General features: G+C 63.6%; 15 protein-coding genes. 5 read left to right on the top strand and 10 right to left on the bottom strand.

The annotated features are described in order from the left end of the window. Positions 1-185: 185 nt before the first annotated feature. On the bottom strand, positions 186-893 hold the full coding sequence (locus LB525_RS10840; RefSeq protein ID WP_224544616.1) for an SDR family NAD(P)-dependent oxidoreductase: 708 nt from the start codon (positions 891-893) through the stop codon (positions 186-188). Between the two features lie 337 nt (positions 894-1,230). Here LB525_RS10840 and LB525_RS10835 point away from each other — a divergent pair, with 337 nt between their 5' ends. Beyond that, positions 1,231-1,527, top strand: coding sequence for a hypothetical protein (locus tag LB525_RS10835; protein WP_224544615.1), 297 nt, complete (start codon positions 1,231-1,233; stop codon positions 1,525-1,527). A gap of 155 nt (positions 1,528-1,682) precedes the next feature. On the opposite strand, the gene LB525_RS10830 is transcribed toward LB525_RS10835, so the two are convergent. Further along, complete coding sequence (locus LB525_RS10830; protein ID WP_224544614.1) at positions 1,683-2,279, bottom strand: YdeI/OmpD-associated family protein; 597 nt, start codon at positions 2,277-2,279, stop codon at positions 1,683-1,685. Positions 2,280-2,461: 182 nt separating this feature from the next. Between LB525_RS10830 and LB525_RS10825 the strand changes: the two genes are divergently transcribed. Further along, positions 2,462-3,190: an SDR family oxidoreductase gene (locus tag LB525_RS10825; protein ID WP_224544613.1), complete on the top strand. Its 729-nt coding sequence runs from the start codon at positions 2,462-2,464 to the stop codon at positions 3,188-3,190. On the opposite strand, the gene LB525_RS10820 is transcribed toward LB525_RS10825, so the two are convergent. Together LB525_RS10820 and LB525_RS10815 are read right to left on the bottom strand one after the other, a co-directional pair. Further along, positions 3,141-4,091, bottom strand: a complete 951-nt coding sequence (locus LB525_RS10820) for a LysR family transcriptional regulator (protein WP_224544612.1) — start codon at positions 4,089-4,091, stop codon at positions 3,141-3,143. The genes LB525_RS10825 and LB525_RS10820 overlap by 50 nt on opposite strands. A gap of 13 nt (positions 4,092-4,104) precedes the next feature. Continuing rightward, entirely contained in the window at positions 4,105-5,007 is a 903-nt protein-coding gene (locus LB525_RS10815) for a S1C family serine protease (protein WP_095768364.1), read from the bottom strand. 203 nt (positions 5,008-5,210) lie between these two features. On the opposite strand from LB525_RS10815, the gene yghU reads away from it, so the two are divergent. Continuing rightward, complete coding sequence (yghU, locus tag LB525_RS10810; RefSeq protein WP_224544611.1) at positions 5,211-6,080, top strand: glutathione-dependent disulfide-bond oxidoreductase; 870 nt, start codon at positions 5,211-5,213, stop codon at positions 6,078-6,080. Positions 6,081-6,116: 36 nt separating this feature from the next. Here yghU and LB525_RS10805 read toward each other — a convergent pair whose 3' ends face one another. Together LB525_RS10805 and LB525_RS10800 are read right to left on the bottom strand one after the other, a co-directional pair. Next, on the bottom strand, positions 6,117-6,662 hold the full coding sequence (locus LB525_RS10805) for a YbhB/YbcL family Raf kinase inhibitor-like protein (RefSeq protein ID WP_224544610.1): 546 nt from the start codon (positions 6,660-6,662) through the stop codon (positions 6,117-6,119). 292 nt (positions 6,663-6,954) lie between these two features. Continuing rightward, on the bottom strand, positions 6,955-8,124 hold the full coding sequence (locus LB525_RS10800; protein WP_224544795.1) for a PLP-dependent aminotransferase family protein: 1,170 nt from the start codon (positions 8,122-8,124) through the stop codon (positions 6,955-6,957). A gap of 276 nt (positions 8,125-8,400) precedes the next feature. Here LB525_RS10800 and LB525_RS10795 point away from each other — a divergent pair, with 276 nt between their 5' ends. After that, the gene (locus LB525_RS10795; protein WP_224544609.1) at positions 8,401-9,141 is read left to right on the top strand and encodes a sulfotransferase family protein; all 741 of its coding nucleotides are present in this window, start codon (positions 8,401-8,403) and stop codon (positions 9,139-9,141) included. 57 nt (positions 9,142-9,198) lie between these two features. Here the strand turns inward: LB525_RS10795 and LB525_RS10790 are convergent, their stop codons facing one another. From LB525_RS10790 to LB525_RS10775, 4 genes are all read right to left on the bottom strand, one after another. Further along, complete coding sequence (locus LB525_RS10790; protein WP_095768360.1) at positions 9,199-9,354, bottom strand: DUF1127 domain-containing protein; 156 nt, start codon at positions 9,352-9,354, stop codon at positions 9,199-9,201. Positions 9,355-9,658: 304 nt separating this feature from the next. Continuing rightward, a complete protein-coding gene (locus tag LB525_RS10785) occupies positions 9,659-10,864 on the bottom strand; it encodes an amidohydrolase family protein (protein WP_224544608.1) in 1,206 nt (401 codons plus the stop codon). A 322-nt stretch (positions 10,865-11,186) separates the two neighbouring features. Next, complete coding sequence (locus tag LB525_RS10780; RefSeq protein WP_224544607.1) at positions 11,187-11,642, bottom strand: GFA family protein; 456 nt, start codon at positions 11,640-11,642, stop codon at positions 11,187-11,189. 181 nt (positions 11,643-11,823) lie between these two features. Beyond that, positions 11,824-12,375: an isochorismatase family protein gene (locus LB525_RS10775; protein WP_224544606.1), complete on the bottom strand. Its 552-nt coding sequence runs from the start codon at positions 12,373-12,375 to the stop codon at positions 11,824-11,826. A 141-nt stretch (positions 12,376-12,516) separates the two neighbouring features. Between LB525_RS10775 and LB525_RS10770 the strand changes: the two genes are divergently transcribed. Further along, on the top strand, positions 12,517-13,044 hold the full coding sequence (locus tag LB525_RS10770; RefSeq protein WP_224544605.1) for a hypothetical protein: 528 nt from the start codon (positions 12,517-12,519) through the stop codon (positions 13,042-13,044). Positions 13,045-13,051 lie beyond the last annotated feature (7 nt).

Below are 13,051 nucleotides of genomic sequence, written 5' to 3'. Positions count from 1 at the left end.
GTCGCGGGCCGAGAATGCTATTTTCGTAGCATGGCTATCGGCAGACCAGCGCTTACCAAACAGACAGGCGACATGCAGGCTAAGTGCTTGCAGTGTCTGGCTTTTCCACTCTCACGCTCACTTTTCGACGCCCTAGTGGAAAATTTATACTTTTCAATGGCTTGTCTTAAGCTTCTATTTTCTGCTCACCACGCCAGCCGCTTGCCGTCGCGAAAAAAGCCGCCGGTCGGACCGTCGTCCGGCAGAGTAGCGGCCCAGACGATGCCGGCCGCCCCTTGCGCGACCGGACGGCCGCCTGGGCCGCCCATGTCGGTCGCGACCCAGCCAGGGCAGATCGCATTGACCAGGACGCCTGCACCGCGCAGCTCAGCCGCCAGGATGCGGGTCAGCGCGTTGAGCGTCGCCTTGCTGGTCGAATAGGCCGGCGCGCCGGCGCCCATCGAAGCGAGCGAACCGCCCTCGGACGAAACGTTGACCAGCCGGCCGTGGCCGGAAGCGCCAAGCAACGGCGCCAAGGCGGCAGCGACGCGCCAGGCGCCGAAGACATTGGTCTCGAATGCCTCGCGGATCACCGTCCAGTCGGGCCTGAGCGCCTGCGCCGAAGGGTCGTAATGGATGGCGGCGTTGTTGACCAAAACGTCCAGCCGGCCGAACCGGCTCTCGACCTCGACCGCGGCGCGGTCTGCGGCCTCGGACGCGGCGACATCCAGCTCGATGGCTTCGACGGCGCCGCCAAGTGTCCTTGCCGCCGTCTCGCCCTTGGCGAGGTCGCGCACACCGATGAGCACGGTGAAGCCGAGTTCCGCAAGCTGGCGCGCCGTCTCCAGACCGATGCCGCGATTGCCGCCGGTGACGAGCGCCACCTTGCCCGAATGATTTGCCTTACTGGTCATCGCTGCTGATCCTCGGTTATTCGTGCCGTCAGCAAGATCGCATCGATCACGGCGATTGATTAGCGGGAAGAATTTGCAATCATTATGCAATACAGCTCATGAGCCGGGGACCCAACCGGATTCGCGCTCGGCAGAGATGTAACCGCGGAAGCGCCGCTCCCTTGCCGTCGGCATGTGGGCACTTGCGCATTCCAAGAGCGAAGGCCTCCCCAGACACAATCTAGAAACAAGATTCAACAGTTCGGAAAAACTCGCGAAAAAAGCGGGTGTCATAAGCGGTACCGCAGCAGCCGAACTTACGGCGCGCGACAAAAGTCCAACTCAAGGAACGCCGATTATGAAAAAGACCCTTCTTTCCGCACTCGGCCTGGCCATCGCCCTCGCTTTCGCGGTGCCGGCGCTCGGCACCACCGAAGCCAACGCCGCAGCAACCACACCCGCTGCGACCACGACGACTGCCACGACCACTGCTCCGGCCTCGGCCACCGAGACGGCGAAGCCTGCCGCCAATGGCCCCCACAAGAAGCTCAGGAAGCACCACCGTCATCATGCTCGCAAGCATCATCACGTGAAGAAGCACCACGTGCGCAAGCACCATGTGATGAAGAAGCATGTTGCGAAGAAGGCCGCATAAGGCCTGACGCGTTGCGGCCTTCATGACCGGATGATCCGAGACCGCTTGCCAAGGGTTCAGGATCATCGCTTCCCGAAAACGCCGCCCTCCCTCCCGGGCGGCGTTTTTGTTTGCGGACTTAGTGGGCAACCCTGCAACCATTTCGGGATCATGCCTTATTTCTTCTGCGGGTGGATCGTCTCGCCGCGCTTCAACATCGCCACCAGATCAGCAATCTTCTTCTTGCGGCCGGCCTCGGTCTTCATATTGTGGACGCGGAAGGCGAGCGCGAAGCGGTTCTGTGCCGAAAGCTTCTCCAGCACCGCTTTCGCCTTCGGTTCGGCATCGATCGCGGCCTGCAGGTCGGGCGGGATGGTCATCTCCTTCGATCCGCCATAGGCGCGGTCCCAGCGACCGTCGGCCTTGGCGGCCTCGACCTGCTTGAGGCCATGCTCGGTCATGCGGCCCGCCTCGATCAGGCGCGCGACATTGTCGATGTTGATCTTGCTCCAGATGCTCTTCCTGCCGCGCGGCGTGTAGCGCTGCAGGAAACTCCTCTCGTCGAGCGACTTGCGCACCGCGTCGATCCAGCCGAAGCAAAGCACGACGTCGATCGCCTCCTTTGGCGTGATCGAGGCGAGACCAGAACCGACCTTGTGGATCTTGATCCAGACCTCGCTTTCGCTGGCGTGGTTGTCGGCAAGCCAGGCATAGAAGCTTTCGGCATCCGCGAATTCGCGCACCTTGTTCGGATCGACCTTGATCGGCGCCATCGTCACCTCGTCTTTCGTCGCAACAGTGTGGATGATTCCGATGCTTTGTAGCGCTGCCCTGGTGCCAGTTTCTGTCAGCAGGCGGTACATGATGCCATCGGAGGCTCCGATACCACCATCGATTTCTTCCGTTTCCGCTTCGCGCGGCGACCTGCCAAGCCATGTCCATGCAAAGGAAAGGCATGGACATGGAGAAGCAAAAAATCCTGATCGCCGGCGGCAGCTCGGGCATGGGGCTGTCGCTCGCCAGGCGATGCCTTGAGGAAGGCGCGCGCGTCATCATCGCCGGGCGCGGCGAAGCGAAGCTGGACGCGGCGCGGGAAGGACTGGGCCAGCCGGACACGCTCGAAACAGCCGTGGTCGATATCAGCCGCGAGGATGAGGTCGCCGCACTGTTTCAGCGCATCGGCAGGCTTGACCACATCGTCAGCACGGCGGCCGATATCGAGGGCGCCTACCGGCTGTTGCCCGAGATCGAGCTTTCAGCCGCGCAAAAGGTGGTGGAGAGCAAGTTCTACGGGCCGCTTTTGCTCGCCAAGCACGGCGCGCCGAAGCTGCCGTCAGCCGGCTCGCTCACCTTCGTCTCGGGCATTGCCGCCAACCGGCCGGCGGCGCGCGGCGCGGTCGTCGCCGCCGTCAACGCCGCATTGGACGGGCTGGTGCGGGCTTTGGCCGTCGAACTGGCGCCGATCCGGGTCAACGCCGTCTCGCCCGGCTGGGTCGACACGCCGATCTGGGAGTTCGTCGCCGGCGACAGAAAGGACGACACGCTTGCGGCGATGGCGAAACGACTGCCGGTGGGTCGGGTCGGAAAGCCGGAGGACATCGCCGACGCAATCCGCTTCCTGATCGGCAATGGCTTTACGACGGGAGAGACGCTGCATGTCGAGGGCGGGCACCGCCTGGCGTGACCAAGGTGAAGCCCTGCCCTAAAGCGGTGAGCAGTGCCTTCAGCGCCGGCGGCTGGACGCGCCGGCGGCGCCAGATCATCACCACGTCCGCCGAGCGGACCGCCCCAGGCCAGGCAAGCTCGGCCACCTCGCCGCGCTCGATCGCGGCGGCGACCGCGATCCGCGGAACGAGACCAAAGCCAGCGCCGGCCGCCACCAGCCCGGCAATTGCGTCGATGCTGCCGGCTTCGGCGGCGAGGTTGGGATTGCCGAGGCCTGCCTCGGCGAATGCCTTGTCGACCATGGCGCGGTAGACGCAGCCTGTCTCGGTGGCGACGAAATGCTTCTCGGCCAGCGTCGCCAGATCGACATCCGCGCGATTGTCGCCGGGCGGCGCTATCAGCGCCAGCGGCTCGACCGCCACGACGCGCCTGGCAAGGCGGCGGTCCGTCTCACCAACATCGATCTCTGGGGGCCGCTCGAAGCAGAAAGCGACGTCGATCTCGCCGTCGCCCAGCCTGCGCAGCAACTCGCCGCTTCCGGCTATCTTCAGCTTGATGTCGATGTCCGGATGACCGGCGCGGAAGCCGGCAAGCCAGCCGGCAAGCCTTGCCGAGGCGATGGTCTCCAGCGCGCCGATCGACACTGTGCCGGCCGTCCCGGCCCTCGTGGCATCGATGGCGGCCCGCGCGTCGCCGGCGAGCGCCAGCAGTTCCTCGGCATAAGGTTTCAGCGCCTCGCCGGCCGGCGTCAGGGTGAGCCCCTGCCGCGAGCGGGTGAAGAGACTGGCGCCAAGCTCGGTCTCCAGCGCCTGGATCTGGTCGCTGACGCTCGACTGGGCGAGATAGATCTCCTGCGCCGCGCGCGTGACGTTGCGGGTACGCGCGACCGCGAGAAAGGTTTTCAGCAACCTGGGATGCACCGGCGCTCCGAGCCTACTGCAGCTGCGGCTTCTTCAGGAAGGAATTGCGGTCCGCGGATTTGACGCGCAGCCATGTCTCGCGGCCGTCGCGCACGACGCGCAGCGGAATTTCCGCACCGGCCGGGTTCTGCCAGAGTTTTCTGTAGAAATCGGCCAGACCATCGACTTCGCCGTCGCGCACATCGGAGATGATGTCGCCCTGGCGCAAGCCCGCCTGTGCGGCCGGGCCGCCTTCGGCGACGCTCATCACCACCACCATGCCGTTCGACTCGGCCGAGAAGGCGCCGAGCCACGGACGCGGCGCCTTCGCCGCCTGGCCGCGCTTGATCAGATCGTCGAGGATCGGCGTCAGAAGATCGATAGGCACGACCATGTTGATGTCGGCCACCTCGCCGGCGCGGCTCATCTGCAGGCGCAGCGAGCCGACGCCGAGCAGCTTGCCGGCGCGGTCGAACAGCGCGGCGCCACCCCAGGACGGATGCGCGGGCGCCGTGAAGATCGCCTCGTCGATCAGATACTCCCAATAGCCGGCGAATTCCTGCTTGGTCACGATGTGGGCATCGACCTGCTGGCCGATTCCGTCGGCGAGCGTCACGGCATCGCCGATCTTGGCTTTCCTGGCATTGCCGAGCTGGACAGCCGGCAGGCCGAGCGGCGACAGCGCCTGCACGAGGCCGAAGCCGGTCTCCTGGTCGTAAGCCAGCGCATGCGCGGCCACCACACGGCCATCCTGGTCGGTCAGCCACACTTCCTCGGCCTCGGTGATGAGGTAGCCGATGGTGAGCACCAGCCCATTGTCGCGGATCACCACGCCGCTGCCCTCGCGGCGCGTGCCCAGCGCATTGGCGGTGAAGGCGTCGTCCGGAACCGTGGCGCGCACGGCAACAACGGAGCGCGAAATTTTCTCGATGGTCATCGATCCATCCTGCGTTGCGGGTCTCTGCCTATAAGTATGGCCGAAGGAGCGCCGTGCAAGGGCGGATTTCCCCTCGCCCAAGCTGGCATAAGCGCTAGTTCAACGAAGATTGAACTTTTTTCTTTGACGCGCGCGGAACCGCACCTAAGTCTATCGGCATCCGTGGCAGATGCCCGCAGTTCACGAAACACAAGGCCTTCAACATGAACCAATACGTCCCGCCGAAAGTCTGGACCTGGAACAAGCCGAATGGCGGTGAGTTCGCCTCGATAAACCGGCCGATCGCGGGCCCGACGCATGACAAGAAACTGCCGGTCGGCAAGCATCCGCTGCAGCTCTACTCGCTGGCCACGCCCAATGGCCAGAAAGTGACGATCATGCTGGAGGAGCTTCTGGCGCTCGGGCACAAGGGTGCGGAATACGATGCCTGGCTGATCAAGATCGGCGACGGCGACCAGTTCGGCTCGGGCTTCGTCGAGGTCAATCCGAATTCGAAGATCCCGGCGCTGATGGACCACAGCGAGCCGAAGCCGGTGCGCGTGTTCGAATCCGGCTCGATCCTGACCTATCTTGCCGAAAAGTTCGGCGCGTTCCTGCCGACCGAACGCGCGGCGCGCGCGGAAACCTTCTCATGGCTGTTCTGGCAGATGGGCTCGGCGCCTTATCTCGGCGGCGGCTTCGGCCATTTCTATGCCTATGCGCCCGAAAAGATCGAATACGCCATAGACCGCTTCGCCATGGAGACCAAGCGGCAGATGGATGTGCTCGACCGCCGGCTGGCGGAGAGCGAATATCTCGCGGGTCCCGACTACACGATCGCCGATATTGCGGTCTGGCCCTGGTATGGCGGGCTTGCCAAGGGCCGCAGCTACACCAACTCCGCCGAGTTCCTCTCGGTGCACGAATACAAGAACGTGCAGCGCTGGGCCGACGCGATCGACGCGCGGCCTGCGGTGAAGCGCGGCCGCATGGTCAACCGCATGTCCGGCGATCCGGCCTTCCAGCTGCGCGAGCGCCACGACGCCAGCGACTTCGAGACCAAGACGCAGGATAAGCTGCAAGCGGCGGAGTAATGTAATCTCGCCCTCGTGCGGGAGATTGGCCGCCCGTTACCTCCCATATGTGTATGTCACGGTCGCCTGGCCGAGCGCAGAGCTCTTGGCGGCGACCGAGATCATCTCCGGCAAGGGGTTGGCCGGTATGCGCAATGTCTTTTCACTCAGCGCATAGAGCGTGAAGACATAGTGATGGTCGCCGCTGCCGGGCGGCGGGCACGGACCGAAATAGCCGGCGCGACTGCCGCCGCCTTTGCCCTGCACGGAGCCCTTGGGCATGCGCTTGCCGCCCTGCGCGCCGGCGCCTTCGCGCAGACCCTTGGCGCTCGCCGGAATGTTCCAGGCCAACCAGTGCCAGAAGCCCTTGCCGCCATTGGCATCGGTGTCGAACATGGTGAGCGCGTAGCTTTTCGTTCCGGCCGGCGGATCCTTCCAGGCAAGCGCTATCGAGACGTTCTGTCCGCCGCAGCCGGGCTTGTCGCCGAGATATTTCGCATCCCATTTGCCGTTCGACACGGAGGGGCTGGAGATCTCGAAGGCGGACGCCTGGGTGGCGAAGGCGACAAGGGCAAGCATGGTGAAGCCGAGGCGCAAGGTCATCTGATCCTCCCTGAATGACGCAGCGTAGCCGAAAAGCGGCCCGAAAAAGGGCAAGCTAGCGCAGCCGGCTGCCTGAGCAACAAAAAAGCCCCGCCGGTGAAGGCCGTCGGGGCTCTTTCGTTCGGACCATGGAGGTGGGACCCCACGATCGGGTCGATCCAGGGGGTGTTGGATCGGCCGCGACACTAGCCGAGGAATCGGCCGTGCGGACAATCACGCCTGCGCACTACCAATCACGCCTGCGCGAGTGGACGGTGATAGCGGCTGCTGATCTCCCCTCTTGAGGGGGAGATTAACCCCGCAGCAGCTTTGCCAGTCTCGGCACGCCTTCGTTCACCGCGCGATCGTCGGCAAGCGTGAACGACATGCGCAGCGTGTTGCGGCCGGTGCCGTCGGCGTAGAAGGCGTTGCCCGGCACGAAGGCGACGCGCGCCTCCTTGACCGAACGCGCGAGGAGCTCGGTGGCGTCCGTGCCTTCCGGCAGCGTCAGCCAGACGAACATGCCGCCGTCCGGACGGCTCCAGGAAATGCCGTCGGGCATATTGGCTTCGAGCGCGGAAAGCAGCGCATCGCGGCGCTTGCGGTAGGCACCGATCAGCTTGTCCACCTGGGCGTCGAAGATGGTTTCGGCGACGCGGTGCATGACCATCTGGTTGATCGACGGGCTGTGCAGGTCGGAGGCCTGCTTCATCAGGACCAGCTTTTCCACCACATGGCGCGGCGCGCAGACCCAGCCGACGCGCATGCCGGGCGACAGTATCTTCGAGAAGGAGCCGCAATAGAGCGTGCGCGCATGATCGATGCCGCCGGTGCGGGCGCAGTCGAGCGCCAGGATCGGCGGCTCGCCCTCCCCGTCGTAACGCAGCGCGCGATAGGCGGCATCCTCGATGACGGCGATGTCGAGCTCGCCGGCGAGGTCGAGCACCGTCTCGCGCTGCTTGGTATCCAGCGTATTGCCGGTCGGATTGGCGAAATCCGGCACCAGATAGGCGAACTTCACCTTGCCGCCATTTGCCGCCGCTGCCGCGCGATAGGCTTCCGGCGTCATGTTGCCGCCGGCGGGGTTCAGCCGGTCGTAGCGCGGCTCATAGGCGTTGAAGGCCTGCAGCGCACCGAGATAGGTCGGCCATGTCACCAGCGCAGTGTCGCCGGGGGACAAAAAGAGCTTGCCGAGATAGTCGAGCGCCTGCTGCGAGCCGGAGGTGATGAAGATGTTGCCCTCGTCGCACTGAACGCCAAGCTTGCCCATATAGGCGGCCAGCCATTTGCGCAGCGGCAGGAAACCCTCGCTGACCTGGTACTGCAGCGCGGCGCCCGCCTCCTTGCCGCCCAGCACGGCCTGGTAGGCATCGCCGATGGCTTCGGCCGGAAACAGCGACGGGTCGGGAATGCCGCCGGCGAAGGAGATGATGTCGGGCTGGTCGAGCAGCTTCAACAGCTCGCGGATTTCCGAAGCCTTCATGCGCGAGGAACGCGAGGCCAGAAGGTTCAACAGGGTCAAGACGCACCTCCCGCAGCGTGCTTCTATTTAGGTCAGCTTAGTTGACCTATTATCAGGCCTGGCCTTTCGCGTGAATACACAAAACGGTCATGGCTCATCGTCCAGGCAACATTTGGCCCACAGATTTTCGCAAATGCTAATGAAAAGCCATTGCACGCTCGGCAAGGCCAGCGCACGATTATGACCAGAAACTGGAAGTTGATAGAAAATCAATCCGGAACAAATGGGGGAACGCGTATGACGCTCGAGGTCATCGGGGCCGGCTTTGGCCGCACCGGCACGTGGTCGACTTTCGCCGCGCTGAACAGGCTCGGCTTTCCGAGCTACCACATGCAGGAAGTCATCATCAACAAGGCCAACAAGGGCCATCTCGACTTCTGGCGCAAGGTGGCGAACAGCCCGCCCGGCGCGCAGCATGACTGGAACCGGGTCTTCGCCAATTATCGGGCGACCGTCGACAATCCGGGCTGCTGCGTGTGGCGCGAGCTGATGGCCGCCTATCCGGAAGCCAAGGTGCTTCTGACCCTGCATCCGCGCGGAGCCGAGGCCTGGTACGACAGCACCATCGACACGATCTACTTCACCGAGAATGTCTGGCAGTTCAGGGTGCTGGAATGGCTGACGCCGTTCGGCCGCAAGTTCGGCGACATGTCGCGCAAGCTGGTCTGGGGCCGGACGCTGAAGGGCGTGATGAACGACCGCGACAAAGCGGTGGCGCGTTATAACGCCTATGTCGACGAGGTGAAGGCGGCGGTGCCGCCTGAGAAGCTGCTTGTCTTCAAGGTCAGCGACGGCTGGGCGCCGCTCTGCAATTTCCTTGGCGTCGCGATGCCCAACGAACCCTTCCCCAACCTCAATGACCGCGCCAGCATCAAGAAGATCATCAACGAGATGATCGTGGGATCTTATCTGATGCTTGCCGGCGTGGCGGTTCTGATCGCGCTGGCCATCGGCGCCCTGTGGTGGTGGCTGGCGTAGCGGCCACCCGGATCGGCCTGCCAGGGCCGCGGCGCTCCGGCTCCGGCGGCCGCGTGATTAGAACGGCAAACGGATCTCGTCAGGCTCGGTCCTGTCAGGCCAGCCGATGTCCTTCTGAATCTCCGTCGGCAGCTCGTTAAGCTCGCGCGCCGTGCGGCGGCGCTTGCTGGCCTGCGCGAAGGCGGCGCGGATTCGGTTGAGACTTTTGAACATGAAAAACCTCCTAAATCAGCGGCGGAAAACTGGTGCCGCCTCTTCCCGGCGTCGCTTTTGCGATGCGTCTGTAACCGGTGGATTGCGCGCGAACGGTGAAATGCTTCACGAAGCCGGAACGGCTTGAAACATATGCATGCAAATTAGTTTGCAGGATCAGCCACGCGGTCTGCATGAAAACCAGGAGCTTGCATGACCTGCATGTTAGACGCTTGGGCTGGTCGCCTTGATGGGTTGATTCACGTCTCCGAGAGGGAGGCGATAGCGCGAGTTGTAGCTCGGCAACAAATTAACGGCTTCTAATTCACCTGGTTTTCGGCCCCACTTTCCCGCCTCGCGCCACTTCCCTGCCCGCGCGATAGACGGTGCGATCCTTTGGCACCGCCACCACCGCTTCCGGGACATGCTCGGCCTTCAGCGCAACGAAATCCGCCTTGGCGCCGACAGCGATGCCGTAGCCTTCGAGTCCCAGCGCCTTGGCGCCGGCGTGGCTGACCACGTCGTAGGCGGCCTCCAGCTCCCAATCTTCGTAGAAGCCGGAGCGGTAGCCGATCATGTTGGCGCGGTTCAGCATGTCGCCATCGCCATAGGGCCACCATGAATCGCGGATGTTGTCGGAACCGGCGAAGACGGTGACGCCCGCCTTGCGCAGCGCCGCCACCGGCGGGAATGGATGATCGCCGGGCGCGTTGGTCATGATGGCGACGCCGGCGCCGGCGATCCGCTCGCCAGCCTTGGCCAATGCATCGGCGGAGATGTCGCCCAGCCCGTAGGCGTGGCTGACGACAACCTTTCCCTGCATGCCCATTGTCGCGGTCCGGGCGGCGATCTCCTCGATCTCGAACAGGCCGAGTGTGCCGCGGTCATGCAGGTGGATGTCGATACCGGCGCCGCGTTTTTCGGCAAGGCCGAACACCACATCGAGATGGCCCTTCACGTCGCGATCGAAGCTTGCCGGGTCGAGCCCGCCGATCAGGTCACAGCCGAGCTTGAGCGCCTCGTCGAGCAACTCCGCGGTGCCTGGCGAGGACAGAATGCCGCTCTGCGGGAAGGCGACGAGCTGGATGTCGACGAGGTGGCGGTATTTCTCCCGCACCGCAAGGATCGCCTCCACGTGCTTCAACCCGACCGCGGCGTCGACCATGACATGGCTGCGCATGGCGAGGCTGCCATTGCCGACGCAGAGCTCGAGCTGGTTTCTCGCCCGCTCCGCCATGGGTGCTGCCTGCTCGAGGTTGCGCATCTGGAAGGCAACCCGCTCGCGCACGTCGAAGCCGTTGGTGCAGGGAATGTGCGGGCGCCAGACATCGTCGTAGAAGGAGGTGTCGAGATGGATGTGGCCCTCGACGAAAGCCGGCAGGACGAGCTGGCCGGCGAGGTCGATAGCGCCGGACGGCGGCATCGTCGCATTGGCTGCAAGCGCGATGGCGCTGAAGCGGCCACCGGCAACGGTGAGGTCACGGAGCGAGCCATCGGCAAGCCTGGCGTTGAGAAAATGAGTCTGATCCACGATGCAATCCGCTGACAAGGAAGGCGTCAGTCGTCGCCGGTCGAACAGACGAGGTCAATGCGGCAAGGGATAGAAAGTGTTTCGCCTTGCCTTCTCTCCTTATGGAAGAAGGCAAGTTCAACGGCTGCCATATACCGTTTTCGCGGAAGTTTCAGCGGGCGGCAAATGTGCCATGGTGAAGCCTGCGGTATGAGGCCGCCGTGGTCGACGCGGACGCCCAAGCACATCCCCAACAATGCGCCCCCAACGGCCGCGTCGACCATGACCGGAAACGCCAACGGCGACCGCGCCTTGGGTCGCCTTTTCGACCGGCCGCTTTTACTCAGCCTTGGGTGCCGGCGTATTCGGCGACCAGCGGCTCATATTCCTCGAAGGCAGGCAACGTCGCGTAGCTGTGCACGGCCGATGTCGCCGCCCAGGGCAATTTCTCACTTATCCAGGTTTCGATGAAGGGCGCGAACCAGGCATGGTCGTCGAGCATGGTCGGGCGCAGGTTGACGAACCAGTCGATCCCCTCCGGCCGCGTGAACATCCAGGTCATGCAGTAGCCGCAGAAATAATGTTTCGAGGCGCCATGCAGGCCGCCGACCACCGGCTCGCCCTTCATCACCTCGAAACCTTCCGAGGGGATCGCCGCGCTCAGCGAATAGGCGCTGGACGACATCGACTGGCAACCCGTGCAATGGCAGGCCATGGTGAGCAGCGGCTTTGCCGAGATTTTCAGGCGCACGCGGCCGCAGCGGCAGCCTCCTTCGGCGGGAAGAGAAAGACTTGGCAAGATGAGCTCCTGAGGTTGGGGATCTCCCTTATCCCCCTGTGGGAGAAGGTGGATCGGCGCGTAGCGACAAGACGGATGAGGGGTGTTCCAGCGGAGTGAGACGCTGGCATTCCCTGGAACACCCCTCATCCGGCCGCTTCGCGGCCACCTTCTCCCACAAGGGAAGAAGGGGAAGGCGCGCTCAGCCTTCGATCAACTCCGCCGTCGTCGCCATCCGCACGCCCTGCCCCGCGAAAGCCTTGTTGTGGCGGGCAATGATGTCGGGCGCGTTCTCCTCCAGTGAATCCAGCGTCGAATGCGCGTCGGAGACCAGGGTGACGCCCAGGCCTTCGGCGAAGGCTCCCTTCACAGTGGCGGCGACGCAGAAGTCGGTCTGGGCGCCGATGAGCACAACGTCCCTCGCACCCTGCCCCGCTACCCATGCTGCTAGGTCAGGGTTGGAGAAGGCGTTGCCGACATTCTTGCCGAAGGTCGGCTCGTCGTCGGCCTGACCGAGCAGCGGCCATACCGGCCAACCAGAAGCGCCCGGCGCCAGCGGATCGCCTTCCGGTCCGTCATGGCGGATGAACGCCACTTTGCGGCCGGAACGCCGTGCCCAGTCGATCAGCCGACGGGCACGCACGGCGATCGTGTCGGCGTCATGGATCGGCGGATCGAACCGACCGTCGAACATGCCGGTCTGCAGGTCGATGACGATCAGCGGCGCGGCGGCGGAGGGGGCTGTGTCTGGCATGGCGCGAAGATAGCGTGGGTGGGGGGCGGGTCAAGGACGAGGCAGGAGCCAACAAGCAGCAACTCGCGCAAACCATCTACAATTTCGAGTTGCATTCAGGATTAATCACAACTAAGATGATCGAGAGATCGGGGGATGACAATGGATGAACAATACACCGTATTCCTGATCGGAGGAGGCACGGGAGGTGACGAGCAGGCGGTGTTCACGCCGCACGATGCGGGGACCCGATGCAGGCTCACCTGCAGCTATCGCAATAAAGTCATCGCTGCTGAAGAAGACGACTATTTCGAAGCCCTATGCCAAATCCGCAATCAGCTCGAAGTGGAAGGACTACTACCCTTTTGTTATGGCGCGAGCGCCAATGTTTTCCCTGAAGGCACCGTGACAGAGATGAGTCGAGGATTGGTGGTCTGCAAAGTGAAAACGGGCGAGCGTCCCAAGAAGAGCGACTTAGTCAATATATTTGACGATGGCTATGACGTGATGCCCGTGTTCGTCTCGATGCAGCAGAAGTTTTGGGATTCGTGGCTCGCCTCCCTGCCCCGATCACAAGACCCGGAGATAGCGAACTCGACGGACGGTGCAACCCACTCCCTCTGGCAGTCTCTAACACTTCGCTTTGCCAAGATGTTGAAATCGCTTTTTCCACTGTCAGGGGGAAGATAAGGCACCT

This window comes from Mesorhizobium sp. CA16, from assembly GCF_020165175.1.
GTDB lineage: Bacteria > Pseudomonadota > Alphaproteobacteria > Rhizobiales > Rhizobiaceae > Mesorhizobium.
The sequence above is the reverse complement of the archived record's forward strand: the minus strand, read 5'-3'. Positions and strand labels throughout refer to the sequence as shown.

What these genes read in the sequence shown, in the direction of transcription:
- LB525_RS10795 (WP_224544609.1), top strand. Translation starts at nt 8,401, where the DNA reads ATGACGCTCGAGGTCATCGGGGCCGGCTTTGGCCGCACCGGCACGTGG.
- LB525_RS10830 (WP_224544614.1), bottom strand. Translation starts at nt 2,279, where the DNA reads ATGGCGCCGATCAAGGTCGATCCGAACAAGGTGCGCGAATTCGCGGAT.
- LB525_RS10790 (WP_095768360.1), bottom strand. Translation starts at nt 9,354, where the DNA reads ATGTTCAAAAGTCTCAACCGAATCCGCGCCGCCTTCGCGCAGGCCAGC.
- LB525_RS10835 (WP_224544615.1), top strand. Translation starts at nt 1,231, where the DNA reads ATGAAAAAGACCCTTCTTTCCGCACTCGGCCTGGCCATCGCCCTCGCT.
- LB525_RS10800 (WP_224544795.1), bottom strand. Translation starts at nt 8,124, where the DNA reads ATGAAGGCTTCGGAAATCCGCGAGCTGTTGAAGCTGCTCGACCAGCCC.
- LB525_RS10775 (WP_224544606.1), bottom strand. Translation starts at nt 12,375, where the DNA reads ATGCCAGACACAGCCCCCTCCGCCGCCGCGCCGCTGATCGTCATCGAC.
- LB525_RS10840 (WP_224544616.1), bottom strand. Translation starts at nt 893, where the DNA reads ATGACCAGTAAGGCAAATCATTCGGGCAAGGTGGCGCTCGTCACCGGC.
- LB525_RS10815 (WP_095768364.1), bottom strand. Translation starts at nt 5,007, where the DNA reads ATGACCATCGAGAAAATTTCGCGCTCCGTTGTTGCCGTGCGCGCCACG.
- LB525_RS10770 (WP_224544605.1), top strand. Translation starts at nt 12,517, where the DNA reads ATGGATGAACAATACACCGTATTCCTGATCGGAGGAGGCACGGGAGGT.
- LB525_RS10825 (WP_224544613.1), top strand. Translation starts at nt 2,462, where the DNA reads ATGGACATGGAGAAGCAAAAAATCCTGATCGCCGGCGGCAGCTCGGGC.
- LB525_RS10805 (WP_224544610.1), bottom strand. Translation starts at nt 6,662, where the DNA reads ATGACCTTGCGCCTCGGCTTCACCATGCTTGCCCTTGTCGCCTTCGCC.
- yghU (WP_224544611.1), top strand. Translation starts at nt 5,211, where the DNA reads ATGAACCAATACGTCCCGCCGAAAGTCTGGACCTGGAACAAGCCGAAT.